We start from the raw sequence: 13,122 nt of genomic DNA on the forward strand, positions 1-13,122 counted from the left end.
ACTTGTGATGGCTACACTTGTGACGCCAGTTGTGTAAAGGGCCAAGTCATCAAAGGGAGCAGTTGTGTTCACACCAGTAACGGATTCAGAGAACGTTACAGTGAAATTCACGCTGGCCAGATTGGTAGGATTAGTATTGCCACGGATGATGGATGTAACGCTTGGTGGGAAGATATCGAAATCTGTATATAAATATGGCACAGTAATATAAACATCTTGCTCTTGTTGCGTAACTAGAGTAGTGCCACTCTCATCTGTCAGCAAGATGTTGGTAAGGGTATAAGGCCCATTATGTTGTGAAGCATAGATGTCCGCGCCACTGAACTGTAGGGTTAATGTGGATGTTCCTGCGGTCACATCCTGAATCGTCAATCCATGCGCTACAAAGTTTCCACTGTCATCCACCAAATCTGCGGACAGCCCTACCTTACCATTAATCGTTGCGGTGATGCCCGTCGTGACGTTTAGATATTGATAATGGGAAAGACCTGGATATATAGATGGGGTATCAGTGTAGATATTGTTGAGACTGAAGGTGTTTGGTGAAATCTGGAAAACGAGACTTGTACCTCGTTCGAATGGTGGGCTACTGGCAGTTGTACCAGTGGTAACCAAGCGCACTTCTGCATATCCGGGAGCGTTTGGTACCGTGTAAGAAGCCTGATATTGCCCATTACCAATGGATAACAGTGAGAGAGTATCAGTGACATTATCTGACCGCAGAACATTGGCAGTGACCGTTGCGCTGGAAGGTAAGCCAGCAAGCGTGGCTGTTATGGTTGCAGTTGTACCAGGCGTATACCATTGTTTATCAAGGTTTCCAGTTATAGCAACGTTACTGTCAAACGCCGCAAAATCACTAAATGTGGTTCCACCAGTCGGGACACTCTCAGACTGCAATTTCAACTGCCAGGTTCCAGCGATTGCATTCGGGAAGTAATATGTTCCGGCATTGGTATCTTCCGAGTAAGTGACAAGGCTTGGATTGGCTGTAGCAAAAGCTGGGTTAATCGTTTGACCATTGGGGTCAACCAACGTAAGCGCCAATGTACCACTCTGCCATTGTGAGGCAAACAATGCAGCGCCTCCCTCGAGAGAAATATTACGTATGGAAACTTGTCCTGATTGCAACGTACCGTATTCAACTGGCGTGTGTTGCGCTAGTGTCGGTGTTGAAATGATCTGTGGAGAGATCATCTTTGTTGGGGCACTTTGCTGAATTGCAGATGCTGTGCTGACATTGCCACAATTCGATGCACCATCTATCAATATTTTCTTGATGCACTGGGTATAGCTCGTACTCGCTCCGCCATCGCGGATAAAGTAAGTGTGAGTGCCAAAATTGAATAGTCCATTACTACCTGGACCGTGTACTTCATCTGTCGTCCAGCGGTCAAAGGTACCCAGCGAAGTCGCCCTTCCACTATCTGTTGGTACAGCGCCATCATCTGCCCCTGGAATCAGCGCATCCATTGCTATGCCTGCCGCGCTACGAGTGAAAAGAGGCGCGTCTCCACTGATCGCATGATAAATTACATAGTTTTTATTGTTTACATCATTGTTTTTGTGATGATTCATGTTGAAAAGCATCATGCCTAGCACGGAGAAATCACACGCCGCAGGTTGATAATTCTTACAAGCTGTGCCCAGCGATACTCCGTTGAGCGGGAAAGCGAGAGCATCATCAGGCGTACCTAGGTGCGGACTACCAAAGGTGAACAAAGCCGCTACATCACCTCGATACTTTGGTCCCTCGATGTAGGCCCTTGCCACTAACCCGCCCATACTATGGGCAATGAGGATAACTTTGGATTGTTCCGGATTAAGGGCTCTGGCATTATCAATAGCATCCATAAGGTGGGAAACATTATTTTCAAGTGAGGGAGTGTAGCAGGGATTACTCACTAATCTGGCATAGGTAATTTCGTTATCGTCAGTGTAACCGAAATCGGTTTTCAACCTATCGCCCGCACCTTGAAAATAGTCTTTTGCTTCCTGCGGAGTGGTGAGGTCATACTTTGCGTTGGTACATCCAATAATTTGAGGTGGGAACCCGCGCCAGCCGTGGACAAAAACAATAGACGGTTTTTCAACACGAAATGTAAATTGATTGGCTGTGCCACCAACATCATGGCCATATTGATCTGTTGCATTAACCTGCCATGTATATTGGATTCCTCTTTCTAATACTTGTGACGTCGTATAACAATTTGACTTGATATTATGCACAAAGTCTATCAATGTCCAGTCTGATGTCTTATTAAGTTGAAAAGTATAATTGCTAGCCTCAGGAAGTCCTTGCCAACAAAATGTGGGGCTACGCGTGGATACCGTGGATTGATTCGCAGGGGAAATCAGGGTTATTTTTTTGGGCAGATACAAATTTTTCAGGTATGAGTATGCAGGATTAACAGAGATAGAGACACCAACAGAAATATATTCACTGCTTGGACTATACACCCAAAGATAATAATTTCCTGCGGGTACCCCAGACAATGTATAGAACCCAGCTGCGTTTGTTGTGGTAGAAGAAATGATAACGTTATATGGTGGTACTTGGGTTGTGAGGGCAACCTGCACATTGACTAATGGCGTAGTAGAGTAGAAAGCTGTCCCGCTGATTGTCGATCCAGTTGCCGCTAAAGCAGTAGTCGGACTTAAATTCACAGCCAATAGGCATAACAATATCACCGCACTCCACAATTTCGTGGCCTGCTGGCGAAAGCGAACAATGTTCATGGGATCCTCCTAATTGAAAAAAACATAACTTCAAAGGGATTAGAATTTCGATGAGGGCTTCATATGCTCCCTGTCCAAGTATTAGTTTAGGGAGTATGCAAGACAAATACAACTGTCATATGTCACAAATTTGATTATAACTAGGTTGCCTACTGCCCCGCAGAAACCAAAAAGTCCGCCTCCTGCGAGACGGACTTCCTTTCTGGTCACTTTTCACTATTTATTTCCCTGCTCTCCCCTTACGCCCTCTCCAACCCATGTGCTTCCAACAACTTCGCATCAGCGAGAATCTTTTTCGTATCCCCATCTGCCACGATGAGACCTTCATCCATCACAATCGTGCGGGGAAAGAGTTCCTCGACCAGTTTCATATCGTGCGTAGACACTAACATCGTGATGGGCAATTCGCGCAACAGGTTGATCAATGTCCTTCTCGCACGCGGATCGAGTCCCGCCGAGGGTTCGTCCAATACCAGTATCTGCGGGTTCATCGAAAGGACGGTCGCGATGGCGATGCGTTTCTTCTCCCCCACGCTCAAGTGGTGCGACATGCGGTCACGATACCCTGACATTCTCACATCGCTCAACGCCGCTTCGACTCGTGCACGCACTTCATCTTTAGGCAAGCCCATGTGAAGTGGACCAAATGCCACGTCCTCGAACACCGTCGGCGAGAAGAGTTGATCGTCGGGGTTCTGGAACACGAGTCCGACCATTGAACGGATGACAGGCAAATTGTCACGAGTGAGGCGGGCGTTTCCCACGGTCACATCGCCGTTGCCGGTCAAAATCCCATTCAGGTGCAACATCAAAGTGGATTTGCCCGCGCCGTTCGGTCCCACCAGCGCTACCTTTTCGCCGGGGCACATCTCGAACGAAACACCGCGCAACGCCTGATGCCCATCGTGATATGAAAAATGTAGATCCTTAACTTGTAAAACGTTTGTCATAGTCGGCCCGCCAATTGAAGCAAAAGAAAAAATAGAATTGAAAACGCCATCGTAGCGTAATCTGTGCGATGAAGTTCATGCGGATTCATCGTCTGCAAATGACCCGTATACCCGCGCGCCAGCATCGCATTGTAGACTCTGTCACTGCGTTCGTAACTCCGCAAAAAAAGTTGACCCGCCATATTGCCAGCGACTCCTGCACGCCATGCCACGCTTCCACCCGACCTCGAGCCTGCCGCGGCCGCCGAACGAGCTTCTCTTGCCCTAAGCAGACGGAAGACTTCATCCGCAAGTACAAAGAGATACCGATAGAGGAACGCGATGATCGTGGTCAATATCATCGGCACGCGCAAATGTTCCAACGCATGGACAATATCTGGGAAACGCGCTGTTGCCACGAGCAAGATCGCCATCTGCACCGAAAGCCATGAACGAATGACGATACTTACAAAACGTAGAAGACCCGCATCGGTGATCGTCAGGTCCCACATGAGGAAGCGGAACGATGTAATTGGATTCCCTGGAATAGAAAAGAGGACTGTAATCGCAACGAGCGCAAACGGGAATGCAACGAAAGAACGTCTCAAAGTGAACGTTATGCCGAGGTTCGAAAGCGCAGTCACGAACAACAGGAACAACAACGAAAGCCCAAATCCGATCCACGCACCATCGGGCAAAAGGGCATTCGAAAGGATGAACGCAACAGTCACCACCACCTTCGCACGTGGGTCAAGGCGATGGATGAAACTTTCGGTATCATGATAACGGTCAAAAGCGTCAAAGTGCATGATTATCTCCCGCGCTGAGCGGAATGAGGAGTGCTTTTTGCGACGAATGTAGTCGAAGCGCCCTTCGACTTCGCTGCGCTCCGCTCAGGGAGGAATACATTACGATATCTTCTTCTGCAGCGAACGACCAGCAAGGAAGGCGAGCGCCAGCACGACCATCACACCGATCGCACCAGCGACAATTGTCGAAATGGGGGTAGAACCGAGAAATGGAATGGTGTAATCAGGGATAACCTGATACGGTGAGGACTGACCATTTCCCAAGAATCCAATGTTTTCAGCGACTCTTTCCAGGCCATCAGGGGAAGCAGAAGCAAATGGTGAAAGCAACACAACGAACAAAGTGATGAGAACGCCCGCAACAACCCAACCTCGGCTACCTTCTGCGGAGGCTGAGCCTTCGCCAAGCAGGTCTGGCCGTGTGCGAAAGATAAATGCTAACGCAGCGACAGTGATCACCGCTTCACCAAGCCCGATCAACGCATGAATGCCCAGCATGGCAGGCACAACAATATCAATTCGAGCAGTTCCACTCAACCAGAGTTGAAGCGACGTCGTCAACGCCCCCGTCATGACAGAAAGCCATGCGGCAATGCCAGCCATAATAAGTTTTGTCTTCTGGCTTTTGCCAGCGGCAGAACGGTATAGCCCATATCCAACAGCGACCGTCAACAATCCCATATTAAGAATGTTTGCGCCCATCACGATCAAGCCGCCATCCTGGAACAACAGTCCCTGCACGGCGATGACCGCCGTCATGGCAAGCATCCCCGCCCACGGACCAAGCGTGATCGCCGCCAGTGTACCGCCCAACAAGTGACCAGATGTCCCGCCTGCGACAGGGAAGTTAATCATCTGCGCGGCAAAAATAAATGCCGCCATCACACCCATCAATGGGACTTGTCTCTCTCCCAAACTTTTATTCGTACGAGAGATCGCAACCGCCAGAATTGCGACCGTGATCGCCCAGCAGATCAAAGAAATGATGATGCTGAGAAATCCATCGGGAATATGCATCGGCTCAGGTGAATATAACATGTAAGTCTCCTCTACTAAGTCGTTTGGCACTTCGGGCACACCCCGAAGAAAGTAACATGGCTATCAATGCTTCGGTAACCGCTTGTTGTTTCAAGCAAACGATAAAGGCTCTCCAGCATTGTATGTTCCACTTCGATCTCACCCCCACAAACACGACACACAATATGATGGTGTTCACTCCCAGCGATCTCATACGTGAGGTGCCCATTGGATGAATAGGATGGACGAACCAGTCCATTATCAGCCAGGAATTCCAACGTACGGTAAACCGTCGGCTCGGTGAGACCAGGCATTTCCTTACGCGCCTTTTTATAAACATCGGCAGGTGATAAATGAATCCCTTCATGGCGAAGCACATGTAAGATCGCCATTCTTTGCGGGGTCATTCGGTATCCACGGGCACGGAGTTGAGGGGCATATTCAGAAGCGCAGGACATACACATCCTTATTGCAAGTTTTTACAATAACAAGCACTATACAGTATACATATCCCTGATAGTTCTTACATTAAAACTGCCAGCAATTTCTGCTGGCAGTTCATTATGAATTGGTTAACACAGAAGCACAATTACACCCTTCTTAACACCAACATCGTCAAATCATCAGCGGGAGGCATATCTTGCACAAAATCGAGCAGGGACTTTTCGACCACGCCGATCAATTCGTGTGCGGAGGAACAGTGATTGGCCTTTAGCGCTTCCTCAAGACGTTTTTCGCCATAGAACTCACCATCATAGTTGTAAGACTCGGTCAAACCATCGGTGTAGAACAGCATACAATCATCTTTCTCAAGCGAGATGACGCGCTGTTCGTACTTCATATTCTCTGCCGCGCCAAGCGCAACACCTGTACGCCTTAGCATTTCGAGCGAGCCATCGTTCTTCACCCATATAGGAGGGTTATGCCCCGCGTTGACATAAGTCAGTTCGTTGTTATTCATATCCAACACGGCATAAACCGCGGTGACAAACATCCCTTGTTTGGTATCAGGGATCAAGAGGTCGTTTACACGTCTCAAAGCATCTGCCGGAGAATCAGTTTCAATGACAGCGGCATGGACAAGCGTCCTCGTGAGGGCCATAAAGAGTGCGGCAGGCACGCCTTTATCAGAGACATCGGCAATGAAGAGACCGAGTCGATTCTCGGGGAGGTCGAATACATCGTAGAAGTCGCCGCCCACCTGACGGGCTGTCTTCCAACGTGCAGAGAGTTGCCAATTTTCAAACTCAGGTAACGATTCAGGCAGGAAGGTCTGTTGGATCTGGCGAGCCAGTTGTACTTCCGTTTCGAGACGTTCGCGAACCACCATCTCTCTTTGGAGCATGTCGTTTTGAATGGCAAGCGCGGCTTGTTGTGCAACGCCGGTAATGATCTCAAGCCTGCGAGACCGAAAGCGAAGTCCGCCTGCGGCTTCTTCAACGAGCATCACACCATAGAGTGTCCCTTTGACTGCGATAGGTACCGCAAACAAGAACGCACCGGGGTGGCCGAGGTTGATTTCTTGAGTTGGGTCGAGAGAGATCCAGGATTGAAGATCAGGCTTTTCGTCCAGTTGGCAGGCCCGAAGTCCAAGTTCGTTTCGGCAGGAATCCAGAAAAGCAAACTCGCCGGAAGAAAATGTGCGCGTCCAAAATTGTTTTTCATCTTCTTCACTCAACCCATATTCCTGCGTAGGGATAAAAGTTTCGTTCTCAGGATTCCATTGATATAGAACGGCACGCTCGATACCTACGAGGATCGGCATGATACGAATGATCGTACCGAGAATCTCATCGAGGTCGTTCAAACTCACAACAGCCTGCGCCACTTGCAACAATGCGGCCGAGGCATAGGCCTGCTCCTGCGCTGTATCGTAGAGACGTGCATTCTCAATGGCAACTGCCGCATAACTCGCGAAGGTAGTCGTCATGACCTGTGCTTCGTGCCCATATCTACCGGGTGTGCGATGTGCAATCGTGATCACACCCAGAGGTTGTTCACCAATTCGCAGAGGTGCGGCCAGCGCTGAATAATCGTTCTCGAAACCAGCGGTTAAACCTGTGACCCATAGAGGGTCGGTCGGTTTACGAATGATAGGCTCGGAGGAATATACGGCGGCCAATAAACCATCATAGGTTTCTTGCGAATCATACAAAGTTTGTTCAAGTTGATTTTCGTCGCAGTTGTGACAAGCCGCAAGATATAACTCATCTTCATCGAAAAGCCAGATGGCAGAAATATCCACAGGCAGGTTACGGTCGAGTTCATCGAGAATACCCTGAAGCACATCATCCACGCCCACATTGGCAGAGACGAGACCCGCCACTTCGCGCAGACTCTCCCCCACTTGCCGTCTCCATTGCTCGGAACGATACAAATCTGCGTTGTGGATGGCAATAGCAATATTATCGGCGACGGCCTCAAAGGCTATGCGGTCGTCCTTGGAAAAAGCATTAGCTTTATCCGATTGAATATCTAAAATGCCGACAACAGTCCCGTCATACAACAAGGGCACACAAAGTTCAGAGCGTGTATTTTCAGGGGGCAAGGGCGATGGGCGATACCGTTCATCTTCTTGTACATCGTGCGCAAGAATGGTCTGTCCGTTACGCGCCACCCAAGGAATGATCCCTTGTGCATCATCCAGTGAAAGTGTGTAACCAGATAACCCGATCTTTCTTGCGCCGCTCCCAGCGACATATGCGATCAAGCGACGGTTCGGATGTACCGTATACAAATTCACATGCGGATACCTAAACTGATCGTGGATCAGCGAGGCGACATCTTCCATCAACTGATTCAGGTTAAGGGACGCGCTTACGCTTTTGCTCACTTCAGCGATCAGTGTCAACTGGTTGGCACGACGACGCAAATCGCCGTATAAACGCGCACCTTCCACAGCGCGCGCGATCGTATCGGCCAGCGCTTCGAGCACTAAAAGGTCATTGGGATGAAAAGCGTTCAGGCGATCCGATTGCACATCGAGTACACCCAACACTCGACCTTCGAACTTCAAGGGGATCGCAACTTCAGAACGTGTTTCGGAGAGCACATCAACGTAACGATAGCGCTCGTCTTTTTGCACATCGGGGACTAAGATCCGCTCTCCCTGCGCCGCAACCTGCCCCACCAATCCCTGACCTATTTCTACATCCAGAACGATCTTCTTTTTACGTTGGTCTGTGCGAGGCGCCATGGCACTCGCGCGAAACCGTAAAGCCGACGAGTCGCTCCGCAATGTAAAGATGGCAACGCTGTAATATTGAAAGGTCTTTTGGATGAGTTTGGTTACACGGTTGGAAAGTTCAGTGACGCTGATAGCGTTGACGATCTGGGCGCTGACTTCGCGCACAAGGTTCAACTGATTGAGTCTAAAACGCTCCACTGCCACACGGTGCGAGGCCACCAAACCGACAGAGGCAATACCAGCAATGCCCTGCAACAGATTGAGTTCGCTCTTTTTGAAAGCGGGTCCAGTTGGGCGTGTAATTTGAATCGCTCCCAGCTTGATACCCTGTTCCTCGAGCGGGATCACAGCCCAGGTCCGTGGAGAGGCGTTGCTTTTTGTCCCCTGATTTTGTTTAACACGTAGTTCCCCGGCCTCTAGGGCACGTTGCATCCCAGCCGAGGGGCGTTGTTGTTTAAAGTCTAGCTCGTTCTCTATGTTCGGTAATCGGAATAAATTGTCCTGAAGCCAGACGCTCACTTCGCCTTTAATAAGCCGCGAAACCATCGAATGGATCTGGTCTCGTTGCGCGGAAAGCGAGGTGGCACTGACGATCTGTTCCCCCAATGCGGCAAGATCACCCCAATCAAGCGCCTGTGCGGATTGCTCAGCAGGCAACATGCCGTTCACCCCTTTCGTTTTATCATTGTGAGGGTGTTACGGTTTTTCTTTGGTTCTGCGGTATAGTGGACTTCATCCATTAGTTTGCGCATGAGAAAGAGGCCTAACCCCCCGATCTTTCTATCAGATAGATCTGCCTTAAGGTCAGGCGTGGGGACACCGGATGGATCGAACGATTCGCCATGATCTACAAGAATGATCGTAATGGCTTTATTACGTACTCCACAGGAGATCTCGAGTAATCCATTGGTGACACCTTCATAGGCGTGTTCAATGATATTCGAGGCCGCTTCATCCGTTGCCAATTGAATATTGTAGACTTCTCTATCAGTAAAACCGTTTTTACGCGCCACATCCCCGACAAATTCACGTATCTCGTCGAGGAAATCAAACTTCGCGGCAAATTGAACAGTTTGCATCGAATAATTTAAATGCCGCTCCAGTATCGTACAACTGCAAGCGGCATCCTTTCTTTAAATAAAAAGTGGATCACTCCAAACCCGCAATAACTAGAAATGCCCCACTGCTGTGAGGTTATTATCAAAGGTCTTGAACAATTCGGTGAAGCCAGCCAACTCAAGTGCTTCACGAATACGGTCTGGCACACCAGCCAATACCACTTCACCACGATTGTACTTCTTGCAGTTACGCTGAGCGGCAAGCAACGCACGGAAACCAGCACTGGACATATATTCCAATCCTTCCATGTTGACCACCAGCTTGTATTTTCCACCTTCGTTTGCGGCTTCAAGGGCCTGCGCCAACTGTGGCGCCGTAGCACTATCCACACGACCTTTCACCGTGATCATATCGCAATGTTTGAACTCTTGAACGGTAATTTCCATGGGGGATCCTCCAAGTAAGATTTGGTCCTGACCATCAACGAAAAAGATTATAACATGAGAACTTCTCGAGGCTATCAGGCTTTGTCAGCCGTTGGATCGTTGTACATGAGGGCTTTCAGGAAAAATTATCTGTTGTGTAAGCACAGTAACCAACAAGCGATGCTATACTTGGGAAGATTATGGTTGGAAAAAACTTGAGACGTTTTTTAAAGCCTCCCGACTTCGGCACGGATGAACTTAATATTGCCGCACGGGGAAATTACTATCTCGCTATGGGGTTCATCGTGATGAGTTTGATATTTCCCATATTTACATTGTTGATTGCACCTGAGCTTGTCCATCGCTCGCTCGTTATAGGCGCAACGATCATACCTGTTTCCATATTATCCATGGTACTTGTTCGAAAAGGGAAAACCCGCGTAGCCGGTGCCATCATGATTATGGCGATCTGGGTTTTTCTCACACTAGGCACCGCCTCTGCAGGTGGCATAGCCGCCCCAATGGTTATTGGATACCTTGTCATCATCATTTTCAGCAGTCTGATCGTAAACCGCAAGGCAAATATCATCATCGGAATCATTTGTATTTTGACAAGTCTTTGGATCGCTCTTGCAGAATCAAAGGGGCTCCTCCCCACTCCCATCAACTATTCACCCATCGCGCGGGTCAGCATTTATACATTTTTTTTCATACTTGTACTCCTTCTGCAGAACATCAATTTTCTCAACACACGCGTCCCCCTCAAACAGTCACAATCTAATGAAGCACGTTACCGCTCACTGCTTGAAAACATCCCTGTTACAACCTATATCGACAACACTGCTCCAGAGGCCAAAACCGAATATGTAAGCCCGCAGGTGGAAAAATTGCTCGGCTATCCACGTAATGTTTTTACAGACGATCCGCTCTTCTGGGTAAAAATACTACATCCTGATGATGCCGCACGTGTTTTAGAAAGAAGTCGCGACACTTCCCGAACCAAAGAACCTTTCGACATGGAATATCGTGTCATTGCAAAGGACAAACGTGTGGTTTGGCTAAAGGATGAGGCTACGCTTGTTCATGATGAAGAAGGTAGACCGCTCTACTGGTTGGGCGTCTGGACAGACGTTACCCAACTCAAGCAGGCCGAAAATGAACAGGCTGATCTTGTAAATGGAATGACTCGACGCACCATACAGCTACAAACAGCGGCTGAGGTCTCACGTGCGGCAACATCCATTTTGGATATCAACGAACTCCTTCCAAATGTGGTTGAACTGATTCGAAATCACTTTGAATATTATTACGTGGGCATCTTCCTTGTGGATGAAGAAAAAGAATGGGCCATTCTCAGTGCGGCTACCGGCAAAATGGGAGAACGCATGATCGAGTCGGGGCACCGCCTGAAAGTGGAGGAGTCATCCATGATCGGCTGGTGCATTCAAAATAAACAAGCGCGCATCGCACTGGACGTTGGAGAGGATGCCGTCCGATTTGCCAATCCTCTTCTGCCACTGACTCGCTCCGAGATCGCACTGCCACTCGTCGCACTCGGAGAGATCATCGGTGCCATGACGATACAATCAGAAAAGCCCAGCGCATTCTCGCGTGTGGATATCACAGCCTTGCAATCCATGGCAGATCAAGTAGCAAACGCGATAGAAAATGCACGGCTCTTCACTGATAGGGTCATCCTCAACAAGGAACTGGAAGCACAGAATGCCGAATTAGAGAGATTTACGTACACGGTTTCACACGACTTGCGCGCCCCTCTTGTCACAATACGCGGCTTTCTTGGCTACCTTAAACAGGATGCAGAGTCCGGCGACTTAAAGCGTTTCGATAGCGATTTAACTCGTATCGGCCGGGCAGTTGATAAAATGCAATCGCTACTTAATGAATTGCTGGAACTCTCACGCATCGGGAGGATCGTCAACCCGCCTGTGGATGTGTCGTTTAAGGAAATTGTTCGAGAAACGCTGGACCTGCTTTCGGGTCCGCTTGAGGCGGGGAATATACGGGTAGATGTGATCGGGGACTTCCCAATCGTCCATGTGGACAGACTCCGTTTGGCAGAAGTCATCCAAAACCTGATCAATAATTCAATCAAATTCATGGGTGATCAAACAAGGCCCACAATCACCATTAGTGTGAACGGGGTCGATATAGATGGCAAGCCAATATTTGTCGTCCGTGATAATGGAATGGGGATCGAACCACAATATCACGAGCGTATCTTCGGCCTTTTCAATCGGCTTGACCCAAATATTGAAGGCACAGGAATCGGCCTGACACTGGTAAAGCGGATCATTGATATTCATGGAGGTCGTATCTGGGTTGAATCAGAGTTGGGCAAAGGCGCGGCATTCCTATTCACTTTGCCAACCCCAGAAGAAGACGTGTAACTTTTAAGGTATACCCATGAATTCTAAAAACGATTAGAATTGCCAAGAGATTATGAACAATCGCAAGGAGAGCTCAATGGTTGGAGAACCCATCCTCGTTATGCTCGTCGAAGATAATGTAGATCATGCGGAGCTGGTCATTCGCACGTTGGAAGAACACAGGATCGCAAACAGGGTCCGTCACTTTCTTGATGGCCAATCAGCTTTGGACTATCTCTTCCATCGGGCAGAGTTCTCCGATCAATCCAGCAACCCACGCCCACATGTGATCCTTCTCGACCTGAGGCTTCCACGCGTGGACGGAATAGATGTACTGAAAGCCATCAAAGAGACAGATGAGTTAAAGGCCATCCCTGTTGTTGTATTGACAACATCAGAAGCTGAAAAGGATGTTGCGCGAGCGTATTACAATCACGCCAACAGTTATCTGGTCAAACCCGTGGGCTTTGAAGAATTCAAGAAGTTGATGGACGATCTTGGATTTTACTGGCTGGGCTGGAATACCAATCCCCATAGTAAAGAATAAATAATAAACGGTACATCATCGGT

At 48.7% G+C, this 13,122-nt stretch carries 9 protein-coding genes and 1 pseudogene; 2 read left to right on the top strand and 8 right to left on the bottom strand.

Annotated elements, in window-relative coordinates; genetic code table 11:
* Nucleotides 1–1,689: 1,689 nt before the first annotated feature.
* The 8 genes and pseudogenes from IPP66_21760 to IPP66_21795 form a co-directional block, all read right to left on the bottom strand.
* Nucleotides 1,690–2,739, bottom strand: a pseudogene (locus IPP66_21760) (hypothetical protein).
* Nucleotides 2,740–2,978: 239 nt separating this feature from the next.
* Nucleotides 2,979–3,689 (bottom strand): ATP-binding cassette domain-containing protein, encoded by a 711-nt coding sequence (locus tag IPP66_21765; protein MBK9927908.1) that lies wholly within the window; start codon nucleotides 3,687–3,689, stop codon nucleotides 2,979–2,981.
* Nucleotides 3,686–4,477, bottom strand: a complete 792-nt coding sequence (cbiQ, locus tag IPP66_21770) for a cobalt ECF transporter T component CbiQ (protein ID MBK9927909.1) — start codon at nucleotides 4,475–4,477, stop codon at nucleotides 3,686–3,688. Before cbiQ ends, IPP66_21765 begins: the two co-directional genes overlap by 4 nt.
* Before the next feature lie 99 nt (nucleotides 4,478–4,576).
* Entirely contained in the window at nucleotides 4,577–5,494 is a 918-nt protein-coding gene (locus IPP66_21775; GenBank protein ID MBK9927910.1) for an energy-coupling factor ABC transporter permease, read from the bottom strand.
* 35 nt (nucleotides 5,495–5,529) lie between these two features.
* Nucleotides 5,530–5,901, bottom strand: a complete 372-nt coding sequence (locus tag IPP66_21780) for a transcriptional repressor (GenBank protein MBK9927911.1) — start codon at nucleotides 5,899–5,901, stop codon at nucleotides 5,530–5,532.
* Nucleotides 5,902–6,083: 182 nt separating this feature from the next.
* Entirely contained in the window at nucleotides 6,084–9,341 is a 3,258-nt protein-coding gene (locus IPP66_21785) for a GAF domain-containing protein (GenBank protein ID MBK9927912.1), read from the bottom strand.
* Between the two features lie 5 nt (nucleotides 9,342–9,346).
* Nucleotides 9,347–9,760: an ATP-binding protein gene (locus IPP66_21790; GenBank protein MBK9927913.1), complete on the bottom strand. Its 414-nt coding sequence runs from the start codon at nucleotides 9,758–9,760 to the stop codon at nucleotides 9,347–9,349.
* 90 nt (nucleotides 9,761–9,850) lie between these two features.
* Entirely contained in the window at nucleotides 9,851–10,186 is a 336-nt protein-coding gene (locus IPP66_21795; protein MBK9927914.1) for an STAS domain-containing protein, read from the bottom strand.
* A 194-nt stretch (nucleotides 10,187–10,380) separates the two neighbouring features.
* Between IPP66_21795 and IPP66_21800 the strand changes: the two genes are divergently transcribed.
* The gene (locus tag IPP66_21800; GenBank protein ID MBK9927915.1) at nucleotides 10,381–12,573 is read left to right on the top strand and encodes a PAS domain-containing protein; all 2,193 of its coding nucleotides are present in this window, start codon (nucleotides 10,381–10,383) and stop codon (nucleotides 12,571–12,573) included.
* A gap of 76 nt (nucleotides 12,574–12,649) precedes the next feature.
* Nucleotides 12,650–13,099, top strand: coding sequence for a response regulator (locus IPP66_21805; GenBank protein ID MBK9927916.1), 450 nt, complete (start codon nucleotides 12,650–12,652; stop codon nucleotides 13,097–13,099).
* Nucleotides 13,100–13,122: the final 23 nt, after the last annotated feature.

The organism is Candidatus Defluviilinea proxima (genome assembly GCA_016721115.1).
Classification (GTDB): Bacteria; Chloroflexota; Anaerolineae; order Anaerolineales; family Villigracilaceae; genus Defluviilinea; species Defluviilinea proxima.

What these genes read in the sequence shown, in the direction of transcription:
- IPP66_21765 (MBK9927908.1), bottom strand. Translation starts at nt 3,689, where the DNA reads ATGACAAACGTTTTACAAGTTAAGGATCTACATTTTTCATATCACGAT.
- cbiQ (MBK9927909.1), bottom strand. Translation starts at nt 4,477, where the DNA reads ATGCACTTTGACGCTTTTGACCGTTATCATGATACCGAAAGTTTCATC.
- IPP66_21775 (MBK9927910.1), bottom strand. Translation starts at nt 5,494, where the DNA reads ATGCATATTCCCGATGGATTTCTCAGCATCATCATTTCTTTGATCTGC.
- IPP66_21780 (MBK9927911.1), bottom strand. Translation starts at nt 5,901, where the DNA reads ATGACCCCGCAAAGAATGGCGATCTTACATGTGCTTCGCCATGAAGGG.
- IPP66_21785 (MBK9927912.1), bottom strand. Translation starts at nt 9,341, where the DNA reads ATGTTGCCTGCTGAGCAATCCGCACAGGCGCTTGATTGGGGTGATCTT.
- IPP66_21790 (MBK9927913.1), bottom strand. Translation starts at nt 9,760, where the DNA reads ATGCAAACTGTTCAATTTGCCGCGAAGTTTGATTTCCTCGACGAGATA.
- IPP66_21795 (MBK9927914.1), bottom strand. Translation starts at nt 10,186, where the DNA reads ATGGAAATTACCGTTCAAGAGTTCAAACATTGCGATATGATCACGGTG.
- IPP66_21805 (MBK9927916.1), top strand. Translation starts at nt 12,650, where the DNA reads ATGGTTGGAGAACCCATCCTCGTTATGCTCGTCGAAGATAATGTAGAT.